The following is a 26,365-nucleotide window of genomic DNA, read 5'->3' as shown; positions in this document are numbered from 1 at the left end:
GCTAATATTAATTAATTCCACCAATACGGCTAAAGCGAACTCCGGTAGGCCATTCCCCTTCCTGTTTCTCAAAACTCATCCAGATTGCTGAAGCGCGACCAACCAGATTTTTCTCAGGAACAAAGCCCCACTCACGGCTATCAGCACTATTATCACGGTTATCACCCATCATGAAATAGTGACCTTCAGGCACAATCCACATTCCCTCAGGCAAACCAGGCTGACGGAAATTTGGCCTCGGCAGTACGCCCGGAATCTCCAAAATATGGTGTGTTGTCACACCCAGATTCTCAATCCGTTCACCCTGCCGCATGCTGTAAGGGGGTAAAGTTTCTTCAACAGGTATCTGAAAAACACCTATCTTTTTCAGGCTCTCACCATGGGAATTGACACCATACTGTTTCATTGTCCACTCACTTGGGAACAGTGAACCATAAGAAACCGGGAGCTCTTCCTTACAACTTTTTGTTTCACCACAACCAGGAAAAACACGCAGCTCTTTCTTCAGCGGATCATAAATAATTTTATCGCCCGGCAAGCCAATCACTCGTTTGATGTAATCAAAACTTGGGTCCAGTGGATATTTGAATACTGCAATATCACCACGCTTTGGTTCGCCAGTCTTAATCAATGTAGTTTGAGTAATGGGATCTTTCAATCCGTATGAGTATTTCTCCACCAGAATGAAATCACCAATCAATAAAGTTGGCATCATAGAACCCGATGGGATCTGAAATGGCTCATAAACAAAAGAGCGCAAGATCAGAACCACGGCCAGCACTGGGAAAATAGATGAACAAGTATCTATCCATGTTGGTTTGTTAATAGTCTCAGCCAGATGCTCCTGATCCATTGTACCTTCAGTTAGCTCCTGCAATCTGGCAAGTTTTTTCTTGCGCGCTGGGGCCCATTTGAAACGATCAATACACCAAATAATGCCGGTGACTAACGTTGCTAACGTTAGGATCAGGGCAAAAGTGTTAGCCATTTAGACTCCTTACAACCTTATTAATTGTCTTTACCAACATGAAGAATGGCTAAGAAAGCTTCCTGTGGTAACTCAACATTACCAACCTGCTTCATGCGTTTCTTACCTTCTTTCTGTTTCTGCAATAGCTTTTTCTTACGGCTAACGTCACCACCATAACACTTCGCCAAGACGTTTTTACGCAATTGCTTCACTGTTGAGCGAGCAATAATATGATTGCCAATCGCAGCCTGAATCGCGATATCAAACTGCTGACGAGGAATAAGCTCTTTCATCTTCTCGACTAATTCCCGGCCACGATATTGAGCATTGTCACGATGAGTAATCAACGCCAACGCATCAACTCGTTCACCGTTAATCAACACATCCACCCGAACCATATCAGAAGCCTGGAAACGAGTGAAATTATAATCCAGTGAAGCATAACCGCGAGATGTGGATTTCAATCGATCGAAGAAATCCAATACGACTTCAGCCATCGGTATTTCGTAAGTCAGTGCAACTTGTTTACCATGGTAAACCATGTTGGTCTGCACTCCACGCTTCTCAATACATAAGGTAATGACATTCCCCAAATATTCCTGAGGTAACAGCATATGACACTCAGCAATAGGTTCACGCAGCTCTTCAATATTATTCAACGATGGCAATTTAGAAGGGCTGTCCACATAGAGAATATCGTGGCTCGTCGTTTCCACTTCATAAACAACCGTTGGTGCAGTTGTAATGAGATCAAGATCGTATTCACGTTCCAGACGCTCCTGAATGATCTCCATATGTAACAACCCAAGGAAACCACAACGGAAACCAAAACCCAGTGCAGTAGAGCTTTCCGGTTCATAGAACAGAGAAGCATCATTCAGACTCAACTTACCCAATGCGTCACGGAATGCTTCATAGTCATCAGAACTGACAGGGAATAACCCCGCATAAACCTGTGGCTTTACTTTCTTAAAACCTGGCAGTGGTTTTTCCGCAGGTTGACGGGACAGCGTCAATGTATCGCCAACTGGGGCACCAAGAATGTCTTTAATTGCACAAACCAACCAGCCTACTTCGCCGCAATCCAATATATCGCGGTCAACTCGCTTCGGTGTGAAAATTCCAAGACGATCAGCGTTATATACCTGACCGGTACTCATCACTTTGATTTTGTCACCCTTGCGTAAAGTACCATTTTTAATACGAACCAGCGAGACAACACCGAGATAGTTATCAAACCATGAGTCGATAATAAGTGCCTGTAACGGCGCATTAGGATCGCCTTCCGGTGCCGAAATCTCTTTAACTAAACGCTCAATGACATCTTGTACGCCTACACCAGTTTTGGCTGAACAACGCACTGCATCAGTAGCATCAATCCCAACAATGTCCTCAATTTCTTCTGCTACGCGCTCAGGCTCCGCAGCGGGTAAATCGATTTTATTCAGAACAGGAACAACTTCAAGATTCATATCCAGAGCGGTATAACAGTTAGCCAGTGTCTGCGCTTCCACACCCTGCCCAGCATCAACCACCAGCAATGCCCCTTCACAAGCAGCCAACGAACGGGAGACCTCATATGAGAAGTCAACATGCCCTGGCGTGTCGATAAAGTTTAATTGATAGAGCTGCCCATCATTGGCTTTGTAATCCAAAGTGACACTCTGTGCCTTGATGGTGATACCACGCTCACGCTCAAGCTCCATGGAATCCAGCACTTGCTCTGCCATTTCACGATCTGTTAAGCCACCACAAATTTGAATAATACGGTCAGATAACGTCGACTTACCGTGGTCAATGTGAGCAATAATGGAGAAATTTCGTATTTGCTTCATTATAAATATTTTTCTGCCTTGATATTTCTGAATCATTCGCCTAATGGACACACAGAGGGACATAAAGCGACGGTTTATAGGTCGGCCACTGGCCTGAAAGGCTGTATTCTACATGCCAAACCTATGAAAACCTAGTCATGCCTGTGGCTTTAAGTATGATCAGTCAATTAAAAGTTCTGTATGATTAAAACAGATTTATTCCGGATGCTGAACACGAATTACATCAGGAGGCAAGCCAATTTGTAAAACTATCGGTTGGTATTCCTGCTGATTATCCCAATAAGTGGCAACTTTGCGGGCAAGGAAAAAACCTGCAACTCCTCCCAAAACACCGCCACAAAACACCCATAATTGATTGGTCACCCATAATTGAAAAAGTGCACCACCAAGGAATAGTCCAATAAGTGGGGTTAGATAAACCAGCAACGCTGAACGCAATAAGCTTCCTTCGGGGATACCAATTTCCACTTTCTGCCCTGGTTGCAACGGCTGTAAAATCTCAAGTTCGAGTTGATGAATGTCATCAGGCCCTAATTTATTCAGTAAATAAGAGCCACACGCCGCACGAGCTTGACAACTACCACAACCAGAAGAGGAGCCATAACGTAATAATGCTCTGCCCTGCTGCCAACGGATTACTGTTGCCCATTCTTTGACCATTAGTCAGTTCCCATAAATGCAACACCTGCGGCAACATACTTGGCAGTTGCCAGTGGCAATTCACCAATAATAGTCACCTCCTTTGCCCCACGTATTACGCTATAAATCGTTGGGTGCCCACGACGAAGAGGATATTCTAATTTACTGGTTTTATCAGCGTTAGTCACATTCACTGAAAAACTAAATAAGCCATCGCTGAACATAATAGACTCAAGCGAATCAGTATTTGACAGTTTACGCCGGTTACGCGAAACCTCAGTGAAACCATCCGGCAATTTACCTACTTTCCAATTGAATACCACTTTCTCTGACGATGGAATGACCAGCATTGGTGGCATATTCAGGTGAGTAATAACACTCATTGCATCATAGATATCCCCGCCTATTGTAGAAGAAACAACCCGAAATTGCTCAAGTGTTTCACTATCACGCTCAAGTAAATCAATACGTAATGGTAAATGGTTTTCTTCATCGATAAGCAAAATGTAATTGTAACGTACTTCATCTTTGGAAATGATGCGTACAACCCGGCAAGGTCTGTCACCGATATGGGTACGACCAACATCGATGAAATTGTAGTATTTTTTCAACTGAGTGAAGTCAGCAAAAACAACTGCCGGTAAATAATCAATAATATGATCGCCGCTAAGACTGAAAGCATCCAATCCAGGTTCAAAATAGCTGATCTCATTACCACGCTGGACAATCTCCCTGCGGGAACCATCCATCTGCATAACTTGAGCAATGGGAATACCATTGATAACGGCATGGCGATAACGAGCTGAGACGATAGCCTGCTGGCTGAGATTAATAAAAGCAAGCTCATAAGTCAGGGACTGAGTGGCATTACCCATCTCCTGTAACAAAGCCTCAGCGCTACTGAGCTGTGCCGAGACCTGTAGAGGAGTAAACAGGCTGCCCGCCAGTAAAGAGACGGAAAACCAGATATGTTTCATTACTACTGTTGTGTTCCTAAAGATTGCGTTCCGGGAACCGGAATGGCAACCTGTGGTGGAATTTCCTGTCCGTCATTTTGTTCAAAATGCACACGGCGATCAAGTTCATATTGTTGCAACATGATGTTAATGCGTTTATTACGCTCTTGCACCTGAATGCGCTGATCATTGCCAAACATATCATCACCAGAAGGCACTCCCAAACTCACTGGGGAAGCCGAACCCATCATCGGCAGTGTATTAAATACTGGTGTATCAGATTGATATTCAAAATTTACAGCATCATGGCTATTGTATTGCTGTACTCCTATCAGTACTGCCAACGAAACACAGGCTGCAACACCCACTTGAGTAATTTGACTTCCCCAAGGGCGAAGTTTCTGCCAAAACGCCATTTTCTGCCAAGTCTCTGGCCGAGGCTGAGATTCAGAAATCGACCCACGGTTAAAATGAACAGGCTCTTTTTCAAGTGCCTGTGCAACCCGACTCGCAATATCGATATGTAATACTTCAGTCACATCACCGCGCAATGTGTCACGGATCAAGTGGTAATTTTCCCAGTGTTTCTGCATTGCAGAATCTTTAGATAAAATACTAACGACTTCACTATCAAGAGCTTCGCCATCCATCAGTGCGGAAAGTTTTTCTCTTTGCATGCCAAAGTACCCTTCAGTATTATCCCACTATTTTTAGTTTTAAATCAGTGGTTGAATTTTATCATCAATGGCTTCCCTCGCCCGGAAAATACGGGAACGAACCGTACCTACTGGGCAATCCATAACAACAGATATCTCTTCATAGCTTAGCCCATCTAATTCCCTTAGAGTTATTGCCATTCGCAAATCTTCAGGAAGAGATTCAATGGTTCGGAAAACCACCTGCCTTAACTCTTCTGACAACATTAAATTCTCAGGGTTCGAAATTTCTTTTAGTGCATTCGAAACTTCATAATTTTCGGCGTCACTGACATCCAAATCACTGGATGGTGGACGTCGCCCTTGAGAAACCAAATAGTTTTTTGCCGTGTTTACTGCTATACGATACAACCAGGTATAAAAAGCACTATCGCCACGGAATGAAGCCAATGCTCGATATGCCTTAATAAATGCCTCCTGCGCAACGTCAGGAACATCACCCTGCGGAATATAGCGAGATACAAGGCTCGCTACTTTATGCTGATATCTGATCACCAGTAAGTTAAACGCCTTTTGGTCACCTTTCTGCACTCGCTCGACCAGCATTTGATCCGTTAACTGCTCGCTCATCCGAGGTTAAATCTCCCGAAGCAAAGCTCCACATTTGTATTTATTGAACCAACCATAGATGTCCTATTTCTCCGAGCAAGCATGGCTTTGAGTAATAAAATTCTGTGAAGTTCAATTTCTGTCATCATTTTGTTGCAATCATAGCCTCTATCATATCTGATAGGCTAACATGATTTTCACTCATCTTCTCCACACATCATCAATTATGCAATCATTATTCTCGCAACATTATAACGATGTACTTATTATTGGCAGTGGTGCGGCTGGTCTATCCCTGGCTTTACGACTGGCTTCGCAATATAAAGTCACTATATTAAGTAAGAGTATTCTTAGCGAAAGTGCATCCTATTATGCACAAGGTGGTATCGCCGCTGTATTTGATAAAACAGACAGTATCGCATCTCATGTTGAAGATACCTTGATCGCCGGAGCAGGGCTTTGCGACAAAAGCGCTGTTGAGTTTATCACCAGCAACGCCCGCCATTGTGTGCAATGGCTGATTGATCAGGGTGTTTCATTTGATACAGAAACCCGTGAAGATGGAGAAAAATACTATCATTTGACTCGTGAAGGTGGCCACAGCCATCGACGTATTCTGCATCATGCAGATGCAACGGGTAAAGAAGTAGAAACCACACTGGTTGAAAAAGCCAAGTCTCATCCGAACATTATTGTAAGAGAGCGCTGCAATGCAGTTGATTTAATTACCTCAAATAAAGCCCAACTCAATGGCGATAATCGAGTGGTTGGCGCTTATATTTGGAACCGCCAGCAGGAACGAGTAGAAACTTATCGTGCTAAAGTCGTTGTACTGGCAACAGGCGGTGCCGCTAAAGTTTATCAATACACTACAAACCCCGACATCTCATCCGGTGATGGCATTGCAATGGCATGGCGTGCAGGCTGCCGTATCGCCAATCTGGAATTTAATCAGTTTCACCCAACTTGTCTGTTTCATCCACAAGCACGTAATTTCCTGCTAACTGAAGCTTTAAGAGGTGAAGGTGCTTATCTAAAACGACCAGATGGTAGTCGTTTTATGCCTGATTTTGATGAACGTGCTGAACTGGCCCCTCGCGATATCGTAGCACGGGCAATTGACCATGAAATGAAACGTCTTGGTGCTGATTGCATGTTTCTGGATATTAGCCATAAACCAACTGATTTCGTTATCCAGCATTTTCCGATGATTTATGAAAAACTGCTGACGCTAGGCTTTGATCTGACAAAAGAACCGATTCCAATCGTGCCTGCCGCACATTACACCTGCGGTGGTATAGTCGTCGATCATCAGGGACGTACTGACCTAAACAATTTATATGCTATCGGTGAAGTCAGCTACACTGGCCTGCATGGTGCAAACCGTATGGCATCCAATTCTCTGCTGGAATGTTTAGTTTACGGCTGGTCTGCTGCAGAGGATATCCAACAACAGATTGAAAAAATTGAAAAGATACCGGAACTCCCCTTTTGGGATGAAAGCCGTGTTGATAATTCAGATGAACAGGTCGTCATTCAGCACAATTGGCACGAATTACGCCTGTTTATGTGGGATTACGTTGGCATCGAGCGTACAACCAAACGCCTGGAACGAGCACTACGCCGCATTAATATGCTACAACAGGAAATCCACGACTATTATTCCAATTTCAGAATCTCTAATAATCTGCTGGAATTACGAAATTTAGTGCAAGTCGCTGAATTAATTGTACGTTGTGCACTGGAAAGGAAAGAGAGCCGAGGTCTGCATTTCACGCTGGATTATCCCAATTTACTGCCAGAGTCAAAACCAACGATTCTGACACCCTAATCTCTGTCGGCGAAACCTGCTCATGCTACACCCAGCATGATTATTTCAATAATAAAGATAAAAATCCGTCACCAGTTGCTGAAATTCCGACGTATATACACCATCTGGCTGACGGATGGTCAATTCACTGATTAAACCCGTATTTTCTTTACGAGAAAGTGCCAACAACATCCGATGAAATGATTTACCTTTTCTATCGCGAATATTAACTCGGTCATGAGAAAACCAGCCTTGCTCACGCGCCATTGTTTCGAATACCTTACCAATAGCATATGGTAATACCACACAGAACAGGCCATCTGGCGAGACTAACTTTTCTGCGTATTGCAATAACCGCCGATGAGTCAGAGAACCAGTATAACGAGCCTGCTCCCTTGCCTCATTCCGGCAAGCAACAGCCGGCTCAAAATAAGGTGGATTACTAACAATCAGGTCATAACATTGTGAATATCGATCAACAAAATCACTAATATCCTGATGATAAATATTTACTTTTCTCTGCCATGGAGACTGTTCTACATTCTCTCGTGCTTGAAATACAGCATTTATATCCAGCTCCACTGCGTCAATTTTTGCATTTTCATCGGTGCGCTGTGCCAACATCAAAGCAATCAACCCGCTACCACAGCCAATATCTAAAATCGCTTTTTTGTTACTAGCTAAAGCCCATGCGCCCAATAAAACACCATCAGTCCCTACTTTCATCGCACACCGATCATGACCGACAAAAAATTGCTTAAAAGTAAATCCACCCCGACGCAGAGATCGTTTCTGTTCCAAATTAATAACCTACATCTGTTAGTACAAAAAAATTCGCTATTAGGATAAGGGGTATTATGTTCCGATAAAAGCTATCTGTTTCCCTAAAAGCTTTAAATAGATGAACAATACGCTCAACCTGTTTATAATCAGCGGCCCAAACAGAGGTATATGATGACTGCAACAAACTTTTCTGAACTCGATCTTGACGAACGCCTGCTTGATGCCTTAAATAGCAAAGGCTACTCCCGCCCGACGGCAATTCAGGCTGCTGCTATTCCGGCAGCAATGGATGGACGTGACGTTCTGGGTTCCGCGCCGACTGGTACAGGTAAAACTGCGGCTTATTTACTGCCAGTTCTGCAACATTTACTGGATTTCCCACGCAAAAAATCTGGGCCACCACGCATTCTGATCCTAACACCAACCCGTGAACTGGCAATGCAAGTAGCAGACCAGGCAAAAGAACTTGCTGCCCATGCCCATCTGGACATCGCTACGATTACTGGCGGCGTGGCATATATGAACCATGCAGAAGTTTTCAGTGAAAATCAGGATATTGTCGTCGCTACTACAGGCCGTCTGCTGCAATATATCAAAGAAGAAAACTTTGATTGCCGGGCAATTGAAACACTGATCCTTGATGAAGCAGATCGTATGCTGGATATGGGTTTCGCCAACGATATTGAAACAATAGCCGGTGAAACCCGTTGGCGCAAACAAACGATGTTGTTTTCTGCCACCCTGGAAGGAGAAGCTATTCGTGATTTTGCTGAACGCTTACTGGAAGATCCGGTTGAAATTGATGCGGAACCATCCCGCCGCGAACGCAAAAAAATCCAACAATTCTACTATCGGGCAGATGATTTAACACACAAAACCGCCCTGCTCTGCCATTTACTGAAACAACCTGATGTCACTAAGTCCATCATTTTTGTTCGCAAGCGTGAACGTGTACATGAGCTCGTAGATGAGTTGCGTCGAGCCGGTATCAAAGCTTGGCTCCTTGAAGGGGAAATGGTACAGGCCAAAAGGACAGAAGCCGTTAAGCGTCTGAATGATGGCAGTGTCAATGTTCTGGTTGCCACTGATGTTGCTTCCCGTGGGTTAGATATTGATGATATCAGTCATGTTTTCAATTTCGATTTACCGCGTACCGCTGATGTATACCTACACCGTATTGGCCGAACAGCTCGTGCCGGCCGCAAAGGTACCGCAATTACTTTAGTGGAAGCACATGATCACCTTTTATTAGGCAAAATCAATCGCTATATCAACGAACCGCTGAAGTCGCGGATTGTTGATGAACTCCGCCCAACAACCAGAGCACCAAGTGAAAAAACCAGTAATAAGCCATCGAAAAAAGCACTGGCTAAGCACAAACAAAACAAAGAGAAAAAGAAAGCCGAAGAGCTGAAGAAAAAAGTAAAAATACGCCATCGAGATAGCAAGAATATCGGCAAACGTCGTAAACCTGTTGGTAATCCAAAACCTGAAGTCCCAACCAGCAGCAATAGCGATGAGTAAATCTTTAAACGGGCCAGTTGGCCCGTTAATTATACCCGTCGTCTTTCAAGTTTCCTCTTTGTTGGCTACACTCGCCCACCTTGGTCACATAGTTTACCATGCACCCGGGATTCACTCCTTTACTGTCGCGATGCATCTTGAAATCCATAGGGTATAAAACCATTAAGCAAAATATGGAAACACTATTTCATATATATATTCATACAGATTAACTTCATTCAAGATGATAAATGCCTTGATTGAATTACCAAACTCTAAATCAAAATCCCTTTTATCAACAATATTAATCACAATTTCAGCCGTGCCGTTTTTTACGCCAAATATAACCTCAACTTTCCCTTTTATTGCCCCATACTTGAGATAATCATAAGCATCTATTTTTAATTCTACGCTCTGTCCAATCTTAATCTTCCTAATATATTTTTCACTAACAACTCCTTTTGCTATAAAGTGATTACCATCAGGATATATAGTAAAAACTAATCCTCCTTTTTTTACCTGCTTAGGTCTGATGCCATTAATATTATTAAACTCAACCTTACCATCAGCTTTTGCAATTCCTTCTATTCTCAACTTGCCATTCTTTATATTCTCCATCCGTGTATTTTTTACATTCAATTCTGAGACAAGAATAGAGAGTTCACCTCTTAACTGGTTAAGCTCCATATCTAACTCTTTATATTTGGTTGCTCCAATTATATATCTATTCTGTTCATCACCTAAACTGTACTTTCTTCTCTCTAAATTTAATATATCAGATTCAAGCTTAATTAATCGACTACGTGATGAGAACAACTCCATTTTATATTTGATAATATCTTTCTTGGATAAATAATTATTATTGTGATTTAACAATTTATCTACAAAATTCATCTGTTCTCTGTAGTTTTGACTAAAAAAATCATATTCATTTCTATGTTCTTTCAAAAGAGAGTCTATATTTTTTAACTCACTTTCATTTTTATTAAACTTAAAATCTTCATGATTTTTTTCAATCTTCATCCGTTCATAGACATTATCTATATAATTTTCCATTGCATTGATTTTTGTATTATCTAGTTTTATATGTTGCAATAAAATAGATTCAGCTTCTTCTAAATCCGGATTAATCGCATTATAAATAGAATCTCCTTTTTTAACAACATCACCATCACGAAAATTATAATTTTTAATGTCTATATTCTTTTCCGCATAAAATAATACAGGTTCTGGCGCGGTTTTAATAAAAGCATTTTCTAAAACAACTCTTCTCTTAATAGTCACAACAAAAGATAAAGCAAAACATATAATCAGCAAAATAACTGTTATACTTATAATTAATTTGTATTCTTTATGCAGTTCTAACTTAACCTCACTATTAGAGCTTAATTTACTCATTAAAAACCTCTAATTTGAAAAAATCATCGTTCTTTTCACTTTTCAGCTCTAATACTTCATGATTTTCACAATCGATAGTAAAATCATGAGCGACATAAAATATAATACAACCTTCTTTTTCTGAAATTAATTTACTTACGACTTCAGCATTTTTACTATCAATTCCTCTAAATATTTCATCAAATATCAGTACCGATTTATCTGACAGATAACCTCGTAAAAAGAGTAATACTTGTCTTTGTCCTTCAGAAAAAGGGTTAACCTTGTCACTAATAACGGTATCTAGTTTTTCAGGCAAACTATCTATTAGCTGCCATAAATTTAACTTTTTAAGCATACTCTCAACTTTATTCCTATTAATCTCTCTTCCTAATGTAATATTTTCAATAATACTTGTAGTAAAAAGTATATCTTGTGGGAAGTATGCAGAACATTGATTTATATGGATTTCAGGCTTAATAGTTTTATCATAAACATAAAAATTCACAGTTCCATTTACAGGTGGAATCAAACCAATCAAAGTTTTACATAAAGTTGTCTTACCAATACCATTCGGTCCTATTATTTTATATATCTTATTACTTTGAAAGGTAAGATCCGGAATTTTACAGACAATATTTCCCTTAGTACCAATATGAAGATTCCTCACTGTAATTTCATCTACACTAACAATATTATCATCTAATTCAGCATTCAATAAATTCTCATCTACAACATTATTCCCCATGAATTCTTTATATCTTTCAAGAGTAATGCTTGATCTTTTCAACTCCATAAAAGAAACTAAAATTTGCATTGTATGTTTTAGAGATATTTCTGTAAAAGCAATTAATGTCAACATTACACCTAGTGAAAAACTACTATATCTAATAATGCTAATAACCATGACACATCTAATAACAGTACCAATGATTGTGTTAACCGCTAGAGTTTTACTTTTCACACCAGCAACGAGTAATGCAACATTTTTCTCTCTATTCAAAAAATCACTCATCCTGTCAACACATCTATCCAGAATCCTATTTCGATAATTATTGCCTCGTATCGTTTCCCTTCCTCCAAGAATATCATCCATAATTGAAAGAAAATTTGATTTTATTTTAAAACGCTGCTCTTCTAAAATAACCATCTTCTTAATAGACAAAAAATAAACAACCACCAGCATAATCATTCCTAAGATCAAAAAGCTGACAACTAGAGGACTAACATATAGCACTATGATTGATAATATTAAAATTGTAATAAGCTTAACTACAATATCTATTAGCAGAGTCAAATAATACTTTTTAATATTTTGAGCATCATAAATCCTTTGAATCAATCCACCTTTATTATAATCATTCAATATAGATAATTTTGTAGTAATCAAAGCAAGTAAATATTTATCTAAATAATAATAGTCCAAATATTTTTCTAGCGACGCTCTAAAGCGAGCAGTCAAATAAGTTAGTATCATATTGAATGATTCATATAATAGATAAGATATCATAAATATAAATAAAAAACGTAAGTCACCAGATGGTATAACCGCGTCAATTAGATACTGCATAAAAAATGCAGAAAAAGAACTAATGACACTTAATAGTAAAGAGTATAGCAATAAGGATTTTATATAACCTGTTGCAAAGTTATTCTTCAATGCCACATCCATTTTCATGCTAAATTCCTAGACAATATTAATATAAGTTACAAAAATGAAATAATCGCGAATGCACCTTTCAAGTTGCCTCTTTGTTGGCTACACTCACTCACCCCAGTCACAGCGTTATCTATGCTCCCGGGGATTCGCTCCCTTGCCGTCACGATGCATCTTGAAATCCATAGGGTATATGTATTTTTAAAATAAATATAATTGCAATATAACTGCTAGTTCTCAACCACATTCAGTATATTCATAATGCCCTGACTCACAAAATTTTCATCAGAATTTGTTTCACCACCAAGAAGCATAATAACCTCTCTATAAAGAAAATCGATTTCCTCAATTCTTGTTTCTATATGATTAGGGCTCATTGCCAGTGAGAAATGCTCAGCAAAACTTTCATCAATATCTTTGAGCTGGCTAATCATTTTGCGAAAACCTTGCAGTCCCCAATGGCGATGAAGTCTAATATAAGAATCTGCAATATTGAGCAAAAACTTAGAACATGCAAATTCGAAAAATCCGAGGTCATCTTTCACTTGATGTACCTTCCGGTATAAGTTTTCAATTAGCAATGCATTTTTCCTCCTATTTTCTATAGAAAATGTTTCTACAATAGGTGACTCGACTATAGAATAGGTTTTTAGTTTCAATTCTCTTGCTATATTTTTATTATCAAAAATAATCTCTGAATCCAACATATGCTTTATTGTTGGTCCATGCTTATGAGATAAAAGTTTTACTAAAGATTTTTCTGCCATATACCGAAGTTCAAATTCTACTTCACGATAGACTATCTTCTTTCTAAATAAATCAGTTTCACTTCCATGTATAATAAGTAAGTCAATATCACTGCTTCCATTTTTATACTTGCCCGTAAAATATGATCCATATCCAAGAATAGCTAAAACTTTTTCTTCTCTATTTATTTTTTCTACAATTTCTTTTAAGCATTCTTTAATGTCGTCCATACTACCTCACTTAGAGTATCAGTCACGAAAAATATAAAAATAATTCACTGAAAACTACAGCATATTTCACATCAAAACATTTCAACTATTTTAACTCGATTTCATTCAGGTGAAATCGAACATCGTTGGGTTTGTTCATATAATCTGACAATGGTAAGTTACTCTTTATTGTATTTCGTAATTGATTTAGCTTCTTAATATAATTTAATCTAGTTTCTGATTGGAATCCAGTAACAGACGATGTGGTAAGAGAGCTTTCTCTTTCTATCTTTACATAAAGGGGACGGTTAATATTCCTGACCTTTACACAATGAATAGCCCTAAGTAAAAAATCATCATCAGCAGCAATTCTAGTTGTACCATCAAAACCACCAAGGGTACGAAATATACTAAATCTAATTAACTGAGAAGGTTGAAAACTCAGATACTTCTTACCAAGTTGATGTGCAATATAAGGGATTCTATAAAATTTCTTAATGCGAAATGAGTTAACTGTATAAAAATTTTGGTAGAAATCTATATATGAGGAACCTAATATATCAATATGAATATTTTTATTCATCAGATTATACAGGCAATCTAGTCTCATTGGTACAGAATAGTCATCTGCATCATGAAAGGTTATAAATTCAGTATCAATTCGATTGATAATATCATTTTTCAATCGATAAGTCCCGACATTAACATCACTCCTAAACAACCTGATATTTAAATTAGTTTTATTTGCTAAATATTCTAAAACATATCGGAGCTGTATATAGTTGTCTTCTGATGAATGATCATCAGCAACTAAAATCTGCACATCACTCAAACAAGTTCTCATTATAGACTCAATAGCACTAACAATAAGTATAGGTTGATTATAATGGGGAATTAGTACAGAAACTCTACTCATATAAGCTACTCATTCAAAATAATTATTAGTTATTAAAATTACAATGAACACCTTCAACTACAACACCAAATTGGCGAAATATCTTTATTAAATAATGTATGCACAGGTTTGGATACCAAAAGAAAAAACCAAACCTCACAATAGTAAATGGGATAATGAGAGCAATAATCCACACCTTACTCTGGTCATTATTATTAAATATTCTATAATTTGTTCTTCCTACTCTAAAACTTCTTTTTAATACCCAAAAAATATTTGCACGATTTTGATCGTAGAATTCATAGGCCAATGCATCACGGCAATAGAAACAGCTGATCCCAATTTGCTTTGCTCTATGGAAAAAATCCGTATCCTCTCCACCTGTAACACCAAAACCCAAATCAAATAGCTGCTCCTTCATCGATTCATATACTCGGCGTACAATAAATACATTACAAGTGCTGACATTTATATCTTTAGGATCTAATATTAATAAGTCTCGGTAATAAAATGAAACTTTTTCCATCCATTTTCTTTTTTTATCCAAAAAAATAGGATAAGTGTTACCTTGTATCACATCAGCATTTGTCTGTATCTGGCATTCAATAAGTGCATCTAACCACCGAGGACTAACAATCTCATCATCATCAATCATAGCAACTGCATCGCATTTATATGTTTCAAAGGCCAAAGTTAACAGCATATTTCTAACTAATGAGATATTTTTATCTTCAACAAGAATGACATCAATATGGAAATTAAAATCACCTTTGATTTCATTGATCATGTTAAAAGACTCTTGCTGAGAATAATCGTTATCTGCCACAATGACAGTATAGTTATTTAATGTCTCTAATTTTTCAATGGATTTCAATAAACGTAATAATGATGAACTACGTTTATAAGTAGGAATAAGAATTGCTATTTTTCGTAACATCCATTACCTCCTAATAAATTTAACTATAATGAAGCCATCATGCTCTATCTTTCTGAATGTATTTTAAATTAAATGTATCTCTTAACCATTTAAAATCATTAATGGTTGATAACAAGAATTCCATATTTTCAATGTTTTCCTCATAAAAATGAGCAGCATCATTAGCTCCTTTTAATATCCAATCACCAAATTCTATCCGAGTATCAATTAAATTCCATGCCGTTAATCTTTCTTTACGAATAATATCTTCTTTAGGATTTTTCCTTGGTATACTGAGTTTTATACATTCTCGAAAAGCAGCTCTCCAGGAATGGAAACTACTTGTGTTAATAACTGTATCTGAAGCAACAACATTGACTACGTGATAATCAGGACTAAGAGATATGGTCATATCTCCAGAAAAACTTCTAACCTCCTGAAACAACCTTTTATTAAATAATTTCACACCTCCATTCCCATAGCATAAGCGATTAACTGAGTTAACACTTCTCCATACATAGGTCGCAGTTGAGCATAAAGGTTCCACTGGTAACTCAAAATTAAACTCATCTCTAATTCTATTGTCTCCATCTACAACAAAGAACCATTTAGCCGTTACAGAATCAGAAGCAACTTTATGAGCTTTTAAGATACCATTGACACCATGAATTCTTTTTGCATCAGGAAATCTATTTTTCAAATGATTCCAATTAGATTCAGCACATGGTTCATCATAAGATATAAAAAAAATGTCATATTTCATCTATATTCACCCTTCAGCAAATCCACCATTAAGTATTATGTTAGCTAAATGTTTACTTTGAATATTAATATTGAAATCATTCATTATTTTTTGATGTGCATTCGTCCTTATAATATCTTTATCCTTTTTGCTCAACTCGTCTATATATGATATTTTTTCTGATAAAGCTACAATATCTCCTTCATTGACAAGAAATCCATTGACATTATTTTCAATTAACTCAGTAATCCCACTATGATAGGTAGACAAAACTATCTTTTTCATAGCCATTGCCTCCATTAATACCACCGGTATACCTTCCATGTCACCAGAGTTAGATGTTTTGGATGGAAGTATTAAAACATCTGCGTCTTTCATAAGATCTAAGACTATGTGATGGGGTTGAAAACCATGCATTTTTATATGTTCATTCAAATTAAGTTTTAATATTAATTCATAACAATAGTCATCGAGCTCCCCATCGCCAACAATGTCTAAAGTAAATGACACTTCACTGCTTATTCGTGCTAGAGATAACAATAAATCAGGCAATCCTTTTTTTTCTGTCAAACGGCCGACAAAAATTATCTTCATTTTTTCTTTATTAAATTCATTTGGATATAAACATGAAAGAGCATCAATATCAACCCCCAGATGTAGCACCTCAACATTGGAAGGATGACATCCTAGATTAATAATTCTATTACGCATATGTTCACAAACTGAAAAAATTTTATTTGCTTGCTCAAATAAAGTTCCGTAATGACTTCCCAGATCACTAAGACTCTTTTCTTTAGTAATTTCATATGCATGTAATACACTATATAGTGCATTCTTAATATATCCATATTTTTTCAATTGTGCCGCCATAATACTAGCCAGACCAAAATGGCTTATAACGATATCATTAGGTTTTATTTGTGACGGATTGGATAGAAATTTAAATAACAAGCGTTTACGGTAACAATTTCGTTTAAATAAACTCATTCGAGAAAATAAATAACCAGAGATTATAGAAAAATGAATGAATTTAAATATTGCATATATAGGATGAATGTTTTTTATATCTTCTAGACAAACATAGGGAATTGTAGAATCATTAGCACAGATTGTATCACTAGATTTAGAAACAGATACAACTCTTACATTAAATCCTTCTTTCTTCAAACTGATAATCTGTTGATGTACAAAAGTTTGTGTTAAGACTGGATATTCTTCAAGAAAAAAAACTATATCACGCATAGAAGATCTTTTTCTACTCGTTATCTTTCAAGTTGCCTCTTTGTTGGCTGCACTCACTCACCCCAGTCACATAGTTATCTATACTCCCGGGGATTTACTCCCTTGCCGTCGCGATGCATCTTGAAATCTATTGGTTATATATGGTTAAACAGAACCACATTAACATAGAAATTATACTGTAATCTATTCCTTTAATTTTTATCACAGCGGATTTCATAGAAAATTCTCACATTATTAATTTATTCGTGGATAATTATTATTTTCAAATAACAACATTATCAAAATAAGATTTATTTTTCCTATAGAAAAACAAACTCATTGTAAGCCCAATACAAATAGAAAGAACATGTCCTGGCTTCGGGTAGTGAGCATAAATAAAATCTAGAGCTATTGCCGGCAGCATGGAAAAAACAACAGCAAACTTTAATATACTAGAGGTATGCTCTTTGACAAAAACCAGCAGCAATGCAAAGGAGGATACGCCCAAAACAGCTTGTGATGCTCCCGTACCAATATTCCAAGGGTAACTAACAAAGTTAGTGCTATAAAGAGTTCCCAAGGCACCAGAAATAAACCATAAAACTAATAAAAATTTAGATCCAAGATGTTTTTCTAATAAAACTCCCAGTATGGAAAGTGATAGCACATTGTAGACCATATGCAGTTGTTTAACATGTATGAACTGAGAAACCAGAAGTCGCCAATACTCAAATTCATATAATCTATTTGGTGTTAATCCTCCATATTTCTCTAGATCTATAATACTCATTTTACCGATAAAGCTATCTGTTAATGAATATGAAACAAATGTGGAATAAACAATTGTCACACATACTATAAATACTGTTGTTATAGGAGCTTTTTTAATTTGGAACATTCAATACTTCCTTCATAATCATTACATAACATCATAAATTATATCAGATAAATCTTTAAGTGTAACATCTATATCATCAATTTTACTTGATTCTATGTTACGCTTAAAGTTAGTGACAATCTCAGGATTGTCCAACCATCTTTTTATTAAGCCAGGCCCATTAGATTGATTTTCAAAACAAAAACCAAATTTTCTTTTGTTTGTCAACTCCACTATCCATCTTTCCATTGGTAACCCAGAGAAATGTACTAGAACGGGTAAATTGAATCTAATTGATTCCAATACTGTGTTTGGACCAGATTTAGAGTATAGAAATGATCTGTTGTTTGTTGAAGCCTCTAGTGCCAACTTTAGATAATCCTTATTAGCTAATGTATTATAAATACATGCTCTATCTGCATACTTCCTATTTAAATCTATGCATTCATCATACAATTTCTTATTCGAAACAATAACCATGAAAATTTTAGGTTTCGAGGGATGTTCGAAAGAGGTTTTTAATACATCAAAGTAACCTTCTTCACATCCATTGCAGAGAATTAAAATAGAAGGAATGTCCTTCTGTTCGATTTGATAGTTTGAAACTGGCTTAAATAATGGAACAGTCTCTAATCTATGAAATTTTTTAACCATATCAGAATTTGGGTAATAATTTGTAGTTCTAATCGTCAAATCACTACTAAAATGTTGATGTATTTTAATATCTAACAAACCAGGATTAGTTATGAAGTTCACAGTTTTGAAGTCAAAATAGAATTTTTTTTGAATACATGGACTATTTTTGCAATAACACCTTTTGTAGATATAATTAACGATGGAAAGTTATTATCAATGACACTCGATAATGATTCATTTAATACCTGCTCATTATTGAAATTACTAATCCATGAATCAATATCATCTATCAACTCATCATATAATTTCAATTTAATGTTAGGATCATAGTAACTTGCAGCAATCTCTTGCATCCTTAATCCAAACTTGCTGAACACAGGCACTAATTCATCAAAACAGATTAGCTCTGCAGAAAAAGCCTCTTTACTGGCTAGTTCTGATTCAATTTTTTTTGCTGCTTCATAATTTCCCATTCTCCCCCAAGTTCTCATGCAAATAATCAATATCTTCTTCATTTAAGTAATATCCCCATAGTAAATCGTTAATATAAACTCAAAATATAATATAAATTCACAACTTTCACCTGATTGAGTTCTAATATATTTTCTAAGCAGGCTTCACTATCTATACCCAATAGATTTCAAAATGCATCGCGACGGCAAGGGAGCGAATCCCCGGGAGTATAGATAACTATGTGACCGGAGTGAGCGAGTGCAGCCAACAAAGAAGCAACTTGAAAGATAACGGGTATAGATAATTTATCTGATTAACTTAGTTCATTTCTATACTGAAAAAATCATAATTATTTACGATTCCTTTAGGATCCAGATGTTTCTTGAGTTCTAAAATTTTTATATAATCATCTCCATATATTTTTATTTTATCTTCATATTTCATTTCATGCCATCCTGCAAGATAAGGCCGACCTTCATTTAAAATACACTCTTCTAATATTTGACTATGCAATAACTTTAACTTTTCATATTCTTTGTTTTCGTTTCTAGGAAACGTAAAGTAGGCCAAATAGCCCGTTTTTATCTTACTTCAAATAATACCGGCTGACTTGCTGCGCTTTCAGCCAATGATTGACTTTATTATATTCCGCTTGCATCTCATAGCTCTGTGCTTTTAGTGGTGTGAGATTGAGATACATTTGGAACGTTGATTGTTGCCTGTTTTGCAATTTAGGATCAGCGCCCGACTTCAACAATATCAGCACCAGTTCCGGCGAATTGATTTTGGCTGCAATATGTAATGGAGTATCTCCAATCCGATTAGCCTGATTGGGATTAGCACCGGCGGCCAACAGTAATTCAATCTGCATTTTTCTCCCTACCTGAACCGCAACATGTAAAGGTGTTGCTAAGGTTACAGGATGCATAATATTCACATCAGGAGCAAATGATAACAAAGATTTAAGATAATCAGGGTTGTTGATTTTTGCAGCCGTATGTAAAGCACTTTCTTGTTGTAAACCTGGTTGAGCAGGATCAGCACCCTCTCTCAGCAAAGTATTAACATCATCCATTCGCTGATTGAATATCGCCCATTGCAACGGATTTATATTTTCTTCATTCCACTGACAATCTGATTCCGATTCAAACTCAACTGCTTCACCGATTTTCATCACACCCCTTTTCAATTATACAGAAACATTCAAAGTCGATTCGTTCAACATCGCCAGAGATTTTTCTTGCTGTTCACCATCTAAAGATAACCAAGGTTTGTATATCGTTAATAATTCCAACACCTTTTTAAGAGAATGTGCATTTAATCCACGTATCAGAGAAGGCAACCATTTGTTCGATTCTTCCAAATTACCATTATATTTCAGTAAAATTTTATGCCCTATTGGCTGGGACACTGGCAGTTTCTGTTGTAATGTATCAAGCAAGTCATATTCCGCAACATAATGCCGTATCAATCCATTCTCAGCTATATTTCGGCCCTCTTGTGGTGAAAGCCCCAGATTTTTCATCATATTGTCGGAAACACCGGCTGAATTAAATATCACCGCAGGCTTTCCAACGGATAATGCAGCTGTTGCTGCTAATCCGCCCCCCAAAGAATGCCCAGCAAATAACATATTTTCGCCAAATGCCATTCTGGCAGTACGGGCTAAATCGACAGCCTGATGGTATTGCGCTTCATCAAACCCAAAACCTTGCCGTAAATTAGTCAGTATATCCTTCAAATCATTAGTACCTACAAAAGCAACGATATAGAGATCGTCATTACGATAAATACCCGCCTGAAAACCCGTTGTGTCATCTCTCAGATTTTTCGGTTCTATTCCTGCTTTTAATAATTCTCCATCAGAAAGACGAACATAATCACCAATTCCCATAGTGGTTCTTATATAGACATCATCAGAAATCAAGGCCAACATATAATCAATTTCATGAGATTGCTGACCACTAATCTGCTCAGCTTTAATTCCTGTCATTAATTTTAAATTGATGTTAATACTCTGCTCATTAACTAATGACTGGTAGATTCGATTATTCTGGCTAGTTGTTGCTGAAACAGAAGAAACTTCAGTAGTTGCTTTCTTAATATTTTGGGTTGAAACAGCAGGTGGTGTAACAAGTTCAAGCTTATTTAAAACAGGAAAACCTGAATCGACTGATAGTCCTATACCAATTGATAAACTCATAAACTTCCCCTAAGGATAGTTGAAAATAATTAGCTATTTAATTGGTGCAATTAATCTATCGGCAGGGAATGACATTAAGTTAAACAAATGTTTGCATTATGTTAACAATGGTAATGAATTGTGATTTCCATCTCTGATATCAGCTCAGTTTCTACCTAGTATCTATCAGCAACTTGAATACCAGTAACCATTTCTATCTCCCTATTTATGCAACAAACAAAATTATCAAGAACATCATCCTGGTTATTTGGTCAAACCAATATATCTGATGCCTGTATACCAGCACGAATGAGGATATCCATTGATTCAGCTCAATTAATTTCATATAGTCACTATAAATACATTACAACCTTATAGTTTAAATAAGTATTTATAGCTAACTACAAAGAAATTATTTTGATAAATTTTCAAAAAACTTTGTAACATTGAAATAGTTATCAAAAATTTCGTTTTAGTGTTCATCAAAGGTTTCCCTCTGATTTTGGAGTCGGTAAGCTAACGTCCATCTGGTAATTATATAGAAAGGATTTGTTATGTCCGCACCTCTCACATGGCACAACGTGATCGGTAATGAGAAAAAACAACCCTATTTTCTCGACACACTGGCCTATGTCGCCAAAGAGCGTCAAGCAGGTAAAACTATTTACCCCCCCCAACAGGATGTATTTAATGCATTCCGTTACACCGAATTGGCCGATATTAAAGTTGTAATACTTGGGCAAGACCCTTACCACGGCCCCAATCAAGCACATGGCCTCTCTTTTTCTGTGCAACCTGGTATTCCTGCACCACCTTCACTGGTTAATATGTACAAGGAACTGACATCTGATATACCGGGCTTCCAATATCCAAATCACGGTTGTCTGATCAGTTGGGCCAAACAAGGAGTACTACTGCTCAATACTGTATTAACCGTAGAACGTGGCAACGCTCACTCTCACGCAAATCTGGGCTGGGAAACTTTCACGGATAAAGTTATCGCAGCCATCAACGAGCACCGCTCAGGCGTGGTTTTTCTTCTTTGGGGTTCTCATGCCCAGAAAAAAGGCTGCTTTATTGATGGTAATAAACACCATGTTCTCAAAGCACCTCACCCCTCGCCTCTATCTGCTCACCGGGGATTCTTTGGCTGTAAACACTTTTCAAAAGCCAATGAATTGCTTGAAAAACAAGGACTAGAGCCAATTAACTGGACACCTGAATTACCACAGTAAAAAAATGCCGCCCCAACTGGAGCGGCATTTATATCTACTACTAACTAAAATCACTTTGATACGGCTACCATTGCCGGGCGCAATAAACGACCATTTAAGGTATACCCTTTCTGCATGACCATCATGACATGATTCGGATCATGTTGATCGGACTCCATCATGGTCATGGCCTGATGGACTTCAGGATTAAAAGGAACATCTGTGTCGTCAACAACTTCAATACCAAATTTACCAACAGCCCCAAGGAAAGACTTCAGCGTCAGCTCAATACCTTCAATCATTGATGCTATTTCGGTATTAGTACGATCTACTGCATCCAGAGCGCGTTCAAGATTATCAATCACTGGCAACAGTTCATTGGCAAATCTTTCTAAAGCAAACTTATGGGCTTTTTCCACATCTTGCTCAGTACGACGACGGATATTTTCAACTTCAGCTTTAGCACGCAAAATGGCATCACGTTCGCGCTGTTGCGCCTGCTTGAGCTGCTCTTCCAGCTCTACGACACGCGGATCAACAACGCTTTCAGTCTCTGATGTTTCTGCTTTATCCGCACTGTTTTGCTGTTCAGATACAACTTCCATATCTTCCGAGACTTGCTCGTCAGGCACTTTTTGTTCTTTACTACTCATGAATATCTCCGCGTATTTGGCATTAATCTCACTACTTAGCTTATTATGGGGATCTAAACTAGGGATTCAAGGGAACCCGTCATATTGTGAGGACAAAACCTCTTGCTGAAGGAAATTACAACGATGAATAAAAAATTCAAATGCATCGGTATTGTTGGTCATCCTCGTCACCCAGAAGCACTGGCTACTCATGAAATGCTTTATCATTGGTTAAAATCTAAAGGTTACTGTGTGATCGTTGATCGCCAGGTAGCCAAAGAGATTGGTTTGGAAGATGCACAGACCGGCGGACTGACTGAAATCGGTAAGCTGGCTGATTTAGCTGTTGTTGTTGGTGGTGACGGCAACATGCTGGGCGCGGCTCGGGTTCTTTCCCGTTATGACATTAAAGTCATCGGAATTAACAGAGGCAATCTGGGTTTTCTGACAGACTTAGATCCTGATAATGCTCTGCAACAACTTTCTGAAGTACTTGATGGCGAATATCGCAACGAATACCGTTTTCTACTCGAAGCACAAGTTAGAAGAAACGGCCAGAAACCCCGCATCAGTAGTGCAATCAATGAAATAGTACTCCACCCGGGGAAAGTAGCTCACATGATTGAATTCGAAGTTTATATTGATGAGCGTTTTGCCTTCTCCCAACGTTCTGACGGGCTGATTATCGCAACTCCAACCGGTTCCACCGCTTACTCACTTTCCGCAGGAGGACCGATTCTAACACCTAATTTGGATGCTATCGTCTTAGTGCCAATGTTCCCGCATACACTATCTTCCCGTCCATTGGTTATCAGTAGTGAAAGCAGCATCAGATTGAAATTTTCACAGAACAGCAACGATTATGAAGTCAGTTGCGATAGCCAGATAGTTCTGCCTATACAAGAGGGTGAAGATGTCATTATTAGTCGTAGCAAGCAGAAGCTCAATTTAATCCACCCTAAAGATTATAATTACTTCAATACACTAAGTACAAAACTCAGTTGGTCTAAAAAAATGTTCTGAAAAATAGGCATCACCACTTTACTGTATAAAAAACCAGTTTATACTGTATGGAAATACAGAGGTGTTTTTATACACAGGAGAGGCATAATGCTCACCCAGTTAACCATCAGCAACTTTGCCATTGTTCGTGAGCTTGAAATTGAATTCCGGTCAGGTATGACAGCCATCACAGGTGAGACTGGTGCCGGTAAATCCATCGCAATTGACGCATTAGGTTTATGCCTGGGTAATCGAGGTGAGACCAATATGGTGCGTAACGGGGCTTCTCGTGCTGATATCTGTGCCCGTTTTTCTCATGCTGATGCTCCTTCAGCTCGTCAATGGTTGGAAGAGCACCAACTTGATGACAGTAACGAATGCCTGCTACGACGCACCATAACTTCAGATGGCCGTTCGAGGGGCTTTATTAATGGTACCGCTGTGCCACTTTCCCAATTACGCGAACTGGGTGCCCACCTTATTCAGATTCATGGTCAACATGCTCACCAATTACTATTAGATAGCAGCCACCAAAAACGTCTGCTTGATACTTACGCGAATCAATTCAATCTGCAAAATGAGATGAAACAGGCATATCAGAAATGGCACCAAAGCTGCCAAGATCTGGCTCAATTCCAACAACAGGCTCTTGAGCGCCAATCCCGTCAACAGCTACTGGAATATCACCTAAAAGAGCTAAATGAACTGGCACCGCAACCAGGTGAATATCAGGAACACGATAATGAATACAAACGGCTGGCAAACCGAGGTCAACTATTATCTGTCAGCCAGCATGCTCTCCAATTACTGAATGATAATGATGAGCAAAACATTATCAGTCTGCTGAACCACGCTAAACACGAGTTGGCTGAACTGATCACAATGGATGGTAAATTCAATAGCTTACTCACCATGCTGGAAGAAGCATCTATCCAGATTAACGAAGTCAGTGATGAACTTCGCCACTACGGTGATCAATTGGATATGGACCCAAACCGCCTGTTTGAACTAGAGCAGAAGATTTCGCAGCAAATCAGAGTGGCCCGTAAGCACCATGTTGTGCCGGAAGAGCTTCCTTCACTACATCAACAACTACTAGAAGAGCAGCAACTACTAGCGCAGCAAGAGGATGATTGTGCTCATCTCAGCGAACAAGTTAATAAACACCATAAGCAAGCATTAGAAGTAGCAGAAAGATTACATCTGGTTCGCCAACAATATGCCACAGAATTAAATGAGCTAATTACTAACAGTATGCATCAACTCTCCATGCCTCACGGCCGCTTTACCATTGATGTCTCTTTTGCACCTGAACACTTGAATACCGATGGTGCGGATAAAGTTGAATTTAATGTTACAACTAACCCTGGTCAACCACATCAATTACTGGCGAAAGTTGCTTCAGGTGGTGAACTTTCCCGTATTGCGCTCGCTATTCAGGTTATAACGGCCAAGAAAATGGAAACTTCAGCTCTGATTTTCGATGAAGTGGATGTAGGCATCAGTGGCCCAACAGCTGCGATTGTCGGTCGCCTGTTGCGAGAATTGGGTGAATCCACACAGGTCATGTGCGTTACTCACCTACCTCAGGTAGCCGGTTGTGGTCACCAGCATTTCTATGTCAGTAAACAGACTGATGGTGAAGAAACTGAAACACAAATGCAGTTGCTGGATAAAAAGACCCGATTACAAGAACTGGCACGGCTTCTCGCTGGTAGTGAAGTCACAAAAAACACATTAGCGAACGCAAAAGAGCTGCTGGCTGCATGATATGACACAACTTTTGCGTATATTTGGGGTCATAACTAAGGCTTATAGAGGTTTTCAATCTCGCCAAGGTCTAT

26 protein-coding genes are annotated in these 26,365 nt (G+C 38.2%); 5 read left to right on the top strand and 21 right to left on the bottom strand.

Annotation, left to right across the window (positions count from 1 at the left end; genetic code table 11):
* Nucleotides 1-7: 7 nt before the first annotated feature.
* The 6 genes from lepB to rpoE all read right to left on the bottom strand — a co-directional run bounded on the left by lepB (nt 8) and on the right by rpoE (nt 5,686).
* The gene (gene lepB, locus C5469_RS13950; protein ID WP_166307717.1) at nt 8-988 is read right to left on the bottom strand and encodes a signal peptidase I; all 981 of its coding nucleotides are present in this window, start codon (nt 986-988) and stop codon (nt 8-10) included.
* Nucleotides 989-1,008: 20 nt separating this feature from the next.
* Nucleotides 1,009-2,805 carry a translation elongation factor 4 gene (gene lepA / locus C5469_RS13945; protein ID WP_166307716.1) on the bottom strand — a complete coding sequence of 599 codons (1,797 nt, stop codon included), beginning with the start codon at nt 2,803-2,805 and terminating at the stop codon, nt 1,009-1,011.
* 195 nt (nt 2,806-3,000) lie between these two features.
* Nucleotides 3,001-3,465 carry a SoxR-reducing system protein RseC gene (gene rseC / locus C5469_RS13940; protein ID WP_166307715.1) on the bottom strand — a complete coding sequence of 155 codons (465 nt, stop codon included), beginning with the start codon at nt 3,463-3,465 and terminating at the stop codon, nt 3,001-3,003.
* Nucleotides 3,465-4,421, bottom strand: a complete 957-nt coding sequence (gene rseB / locus C5469_RS13935) for a sigma-E factor regulatory protein RseB (protein WP_166307714.1) — start codon at nt 4,419-4,421, stop codon at nt 3,465-3,467. The genes rseC and rseB overlap by 1 nt, the downstream gene beginning before the upstream one ends.
* Before the next feature lie 2 nt (nt 4,422-4,423).
* Nucleotides 4,424-5,077, bottom strand: coding sequence for an anti-sigma-E factor RseA (gene rseA / locus C5469_RS13930; RefSeq protein WP_166307713.1), 654 nt, complete (start codon nt 5,075-5,077; stop codon nt 4,424-4,426).
* Between the two features lie 39 nt (nt 5,078-5,116).
* Nucleotides 5,117-5,686, bottom strand: a complete 570-nt coding sequence (gene rpoE / locus C5469_RS13925) for an RNA polymerase sigma factor RpoE (RefSeq protein WP_166307712.1) — start codon at nt 5,684-5,686, stop codon at nt 5,117-5,119.
* Between the two features lie 169 nt (nt 5,687-5,855).
* On the opposite strand from rpoE, the gene nadB reads away from it, so the two are divergent.
* Nucleotides 5,856-7,496, top strand: a complete 1,641-nt coding sequence (nadB, locus tag C5469_RS13920) for an L-aspartate oxidase (RefSeq protein WP_166307709.1) — start codon at nt 5,856-5,858, stop codon at nt 7,494-7,496.
* Nucleotides 7,497-7,541: 45 nt separating this feature from the next.
* On the opposite strand, the gene trmN is transcribed toward nadB, so the two are convergent.
* Complete coding sequence (gene trmN / locus C5469_RS13915) at nt 7,542-8,276, bottom strand: tRNA(1)(Val) (adenine(37)-N(6))-methyltransferase TrmN (protein WP_207629032.1); 735 nt, start codon at nt 8,274-8,276, stop codon at nt 7,542-7,544.
* A 153-nt stretch (nt 8,277-8,429) separates the two neighbouring features.
* Here trmN and srmB point away from each other — a divergent pair, with 153 nt between their 5' ends.
* Nucleotides 8,430-9,782 carry an ATP-dependent RNA helicase SrmB gene (gene srmB, locus C5469_RS13910; RefSeq protein WP_166307784.1) on the top strand — a complete coding sequence of 451 codons (1,353 nt, stop codon included), beginning with the start codon at nt 8,430-8,432 and terminating at the stop codon, nt 9,780-9,782.
* Nucleotides 9,783-9,944: 162 nt separating this feature from the next.
* On the opposite strand, the gene C5469_RS13905 is transcribed toward srmB, so the two are convergent.
* The 13 genes from C5469_RS13905 to C5469_RS13845 form a co-directional block, all read right to left on the bottom strand.
* Entirely contained in the window at nt 9,945-11,159 is a 1,215-nt protein-coding gene (locus C5469_RS13905; RefSeq protein ID WP_166307706.1) for an HlyD family secretion protein, read from the bottom strand.
* On the bottom strand, nt 11,152-12,816 hold the full coding sequence (locus tag C5469_RS13900; protein WP_166307703.1) for an ATP-binding cassette domain-containing protein: 1,665 nt from the start codon (nt 12,814-12,816) through the stop codon (nt 11,152-11,154). Before C5469_RS13900 ends, C5469_RS13905 begins: the two co-directional genes overlap by 8 nt.
* A 209-nt stretch (nt 12,817-13,025) precedes the next feature.
* The gene (locus tag C5469_RS13895) at nt 13,026-13,772 is read right to left on the bottom strand and encodes a nucleotidyltransferase domain-containing protein (RefSeq protein WP_166307700.1); all 747 of its coding nucleotides are present in this window, start codon (nt 13,770-13,772) and stop codon (nt 13,026-13,028) included.
* A gap of 85 nt (nt 13,773-13,857) precedes the next feature.
* A complete protein-coding gene (locus C5469_RS13890; RefSeq protein WP_166307697.1) occupies nt 13,858-14,667 on the bottom strand; it encodes a glycosyltransferase family 2 protein in 810 nt (269 codons plus the stop codon).
* A gap of 25 nt (nt 14,668-14,692) precedes the next feature.
* Complete coding sequence (locus C5469_RS13885; RefSeq protein WP_166307694.1) at nt 14,693-15,583, bottom strand: glycosyltransferase family 2 protein; 891 nt, start codon at nt 15,581-15,583, stop codon at nt 14,693-14,695.
* Nucleotides 15,584-15,620: 37 nt separating this feature from the next.
* Nucleotides 15,621-16,325 carry a hypothetical protein gene (locus C5469_RS13880; RefSeq protein ID WP_166307691.1) on the bottom strand — a complete coding sequence of 235 codons (705 nt, stop codon included), beginning with the start codon at nt 16,323-16,325 and terminating at the stop codon, nt 15,621-15,623.
* Nucleotides 16,326-16,331: 6 nt separating this feature from the next.
* Nucleotides 16,332-17,546: a glycosyltransferase gene (locus tag C5469_RS13875; protein WP_166307688.1), complete on the bottom strand. Its 1,215-nt coding sequence runs from the start codon at nt 17,544-17,546 to the stop codon at nt 16,332-16,334.
* 262 nt (nt 17,547-17,808) lie between these two features.
* On the bottom strand, nt 17,809-18,423 hold the full coding sequence (locus C5469_RS13870; RefSeq protein WP_166307685.1) for a rhomboid family intramembrane serine protease: 615 nt from the start codon (nt 18,421-18,423) through the stop codon (nt 17,809-17,811).
* A 21-nt stretch (nt 18,424-18,444) separates the two neighbouring features.
* Nucleotides 18,445-19,158, bottom strand: a complete 714-nt coding sequence (locus tag C5469_RS13865; RefSeq protein WP_166307682.1) for a hypothetical protein — start codon at nt 19,156-19,158, stop codon at nt 18,445-18,447.
* Nucleotides 19,155-19,553: a hypothetical protein gene (locus C5469_RS13860; protein ID WP_166307679.1), complete on the bottom strand. Its 399-nt coding sequence runs from the start codon at nt 19,551-19,553 to the stop codon at nt 19,155-19,157. The genes C5469_RS13865 and C5469_RS13860 overlap by 4 nt, the downstream gene beginning before the upstream one ends.
* Before the next feature lie 256 nt (nt 19,554-19,809).
* Nucleotides 19,810-19,935, bottom strand: coding sequence for a hypothetical protein (locus C5469_RS24065; protein WP_278249764.1), 126 nt, complete (start codon nt 19,933-19,935; stop codon nt 19,810-19,812).
* A gap of 142 nt (nt 19,936-20,077) precedes the next feature.
* Complete coding sequence (locus C5469_RS13850; RefSeq protein ID WP_166307676.1) at nt 20,078-20,665, bottom strand: ankyrin repeat domain-containing protein; 588 nt, start codon at nt 20,663-20,665, stop codon at nt 20,078-20,080.
* A 15-nt stretch (nt 20,666-20,680) separates the two neighbouring features.
* Complete coding sequence (locus C5469_RS13845; protein ID WP_166307673.1) at nt 20,681-21,694, bottom strand: Tle-like phospholipase domain-containing protein; 1,014 nt, start codon at nt 21,692-21,694, stop codon at nt 20,681-20,683.
* 533 nt (nt 21,695-22,227) lie between these two features.
* Here C5469_RS13845 and ung point away from each other — a divergent pair.
* Entirely contained in the window at nt 22,228-22,908 is a 681-nt protein-coding gene (gene ung, locus C5469_RS13840; RefSeq protein WP_166307669.1) for a uracil-DNA glycosylase, read from the top strand.
* A gap of 50 nt (nt 22,909-22,958) precedes the next feature.
* Here the strand turns inward: ung and grpE are convergent, their stop codons facing one another.
* Entirely contained in the window at nt 22,959-23,540 is a 582-nt protein-coding gene (grpE, locus tag C5469_RS13835; protein ID WP_166307666.1) for a nucleotide exchange factor GrpE, read from the bottom strand.
* A 123-nt stretch (nt 23,541-23,663) separates the two neighbouring features.
* Here grpE and nadK point away from each other — a divergent pair, with 123 nt between their 5' ends.
* Nucleotides 23,664-24,542 carry an NAD(+) kinase gene (gene nadK / locus C5469_RS13830; protein ID WP_166307663.1) on the top strand — a complete coding sequence of 293 codons (879 nt, stop codon included), beginning with the start codon at nt 23,664-23,666 and terminating at the stop codon, nt 24,540-24,542.
* An 87-nt stretch (nt 24,543-24,629) separates the two neighbouring features.
* Nucleotides 24,630-26,291 carry a DNA repair protein RecN gene (gene recN, locus C5469_RS13825; protein WP_166307660.1) on the top strand — a complete coding sequence of 554 codons (1,662 nt, stop codon included), beginning with the start codon at nt 24,630-24,632 and terminating at the stop codon, nt 26,289-26,291.
* The last annotated feature ends 74 nt before the right edge of the window (nt 26,292-26,365 follow it).

This window comes from Photorhabdus cinerea (assembly GCF_011189575.1).
Taxonomy (GTDB): domain Bacteria; phylum Pseudomonadota; class Gammaproteobacteria; order Enterobacterales; family Enterobacteriaceae; genus Photorhabdus; species Photorhabdus cinerea.
This window is presented reverse-complemented; position numbering and strand designations above follow the sequence as displayed.

Excerpts from the sequence above, each read along its gene's own strand:
- lepB (WP_166307717.1), bottom strand. The coding sequence starts at position 988 with ATGGCTAACACTTTTGCCCTGATCCTAACGTTAGCAACGTTAGTCACC.
- lepA (WP_166307716.1), bottom strand. The coding sequence starts at position 2,805 with ATGAAGCAAATACGAAATTTCTCCATTATTGCTCACATTGACCACGGT.
- rseC (WP_166307715.1), bottom strand. The coding sequence starts at position 3,465 with ATGGTCAAAGAATGGGCAACAGTAATCCGTTGGCAGCAGGGCAGAGCA.
- rseB (WP_166307714.1), bottom strand. The coding sequence starts at position 4,421 with ATGAAACATATCTGGTTTTCCGTCTCTTTACTGGCGGGCAGCCTGTTT.
- rseA (WP_166307713.1), bottom strand. The coding sequence starts at position 5,077 with ATGCAAAGAGAAAAACTTTCCGCACTGATGGATGGCGAAGCTCTTGAT.
- rpoE (WP_166307712.1), bottom strand. The coding sequence starts at position 5,686 with ATGAGCGAGCAGTTAACGGATCAAATGCTGGTCGAGCGAGTGCAGAAA.
- nadB (WP_166307709.1), top strand. The coding sequence starts at position 5,856 with ATGATTTTCACTCATCTTCTCCACACATCATCAATTATGCAATCATTA.
- srmB (WP_166307784.1), top strand. The coding sequence starts at position 8,430 with ATGACTGCAACAAACTTTTCTGAACTCGATCTTGACGAACGCCTGCTT.
- C5469_RS13905 (WP_166307706.1), bottom strand. The coding sequence starts at position 11,159 with ATGAGTAAATTAAGCTCTAATAGTGAGGTTAAGTTAGAACTGCATAAA.
- C5469_RS13900 (WP_166307703.1), bottom strand. The coding sequence starts at position 12,816 with ATGAAAATGGATGTGGCATTGAAGAATAACTTTGCAACAGGTTATATA.
- C5469_RS13895 (WP_166307700.1), bottom strand. The coding sequence starts at position 13,772 with ATGGACGACATTAAAGAATGCTTAAAAGAAATTGTAGAAAAAATAAAT.
- C5469_RS13890 (WP_166307697.1), bottom strand. The coding sequence starts at position 14,667 with ATGAGTAGAGTTTCTGTACTAATTCCCCATTATAATCAACCTATACTT.
- C5469_RS13885 (WP_166307694.1), bottom strand. The coding sequence starts at position 15,583 with ATGTTACGAAAAATAGCAATTCTTATTCCTACTTATAAACGTAGTTCA.
- C5469_RS13880 (WP_166307691.1), bottom strand. The coding sequence starts at position 16,325 with ATGAAATATGACATTTTTTTTATATCTTATGATGAACCATGTGCTGAA.
- C5469_RS13875 (WP_166307688.1), bottom strand. The coding sequence starts at position 17,546 with ATGCGTGATATAGTTTTTTTTCTTGAAGAATATCCAGTCTTAACACAA.
- C5469_RS13870 (WP_166307685.1), bottom strand. The coding sequence starts at position 18,423 with ATGTTCCAAATTAAAAAAGCTCCTATAACAACAGTATTTATAGTATGT.
- C5469_RS13860 (WP_166307679.1), bottom strand. The coding sequence starts at position 19,553 with ATGAAGAAGATATTGATTATTTGCATGAGAACTTGGGGGAGAATGGGA.
- C5469_RS24065 (WP_278249764.1), bottom strand. The coding sequence starts at position 19,935 with ATGAAATATGAAGATAAAATAAAAATATATGGAGATGATTATATAAAA.
- C5469_RS13850 (WP_166307676.1), bottom strand. The coding sequence starts at position 20,665 with ATGAAAATCGGTGAAGCAGTTGAGTTTGAATCGGAATCAGATTGTCAG.
- C5469_RS13845 (WP_166307673.1), bottom strand. The coding sequence starts at position 21,694 with ATGAGTTTATCAATTGGTATAGGACTATCAGTCGATTCAGGTTTTCCT.
- ung (WP_166307669.1), top strand. The coding sequence starts at position 22,228 with ATGTCCGCACCTCTCACATGGCACAACGTGATCGGTAATGAGAAAAAA.
- grpE (WP_166307666.1), bottom strand. The coding sequence starts at position 23,540 with ATGAGTAGTAAAGAACAAAAAGTGCCTGACGAGCAAGTCTCGGAAGAT.
- nadK (WP_166307663.1), top strand. The coding sequence starts at position 23,664 with ATGAATAAAAAATTCAAATGCATCGGTATTGTTGGTCATCCTCGTCAC.
- recN (WP_166307660.1), top strand. The coding sequence starts at position 24,630 with ATGCTCACCCAGTTAACCATCAGCAACTTTGCCATTGTTCGTGAGCTT.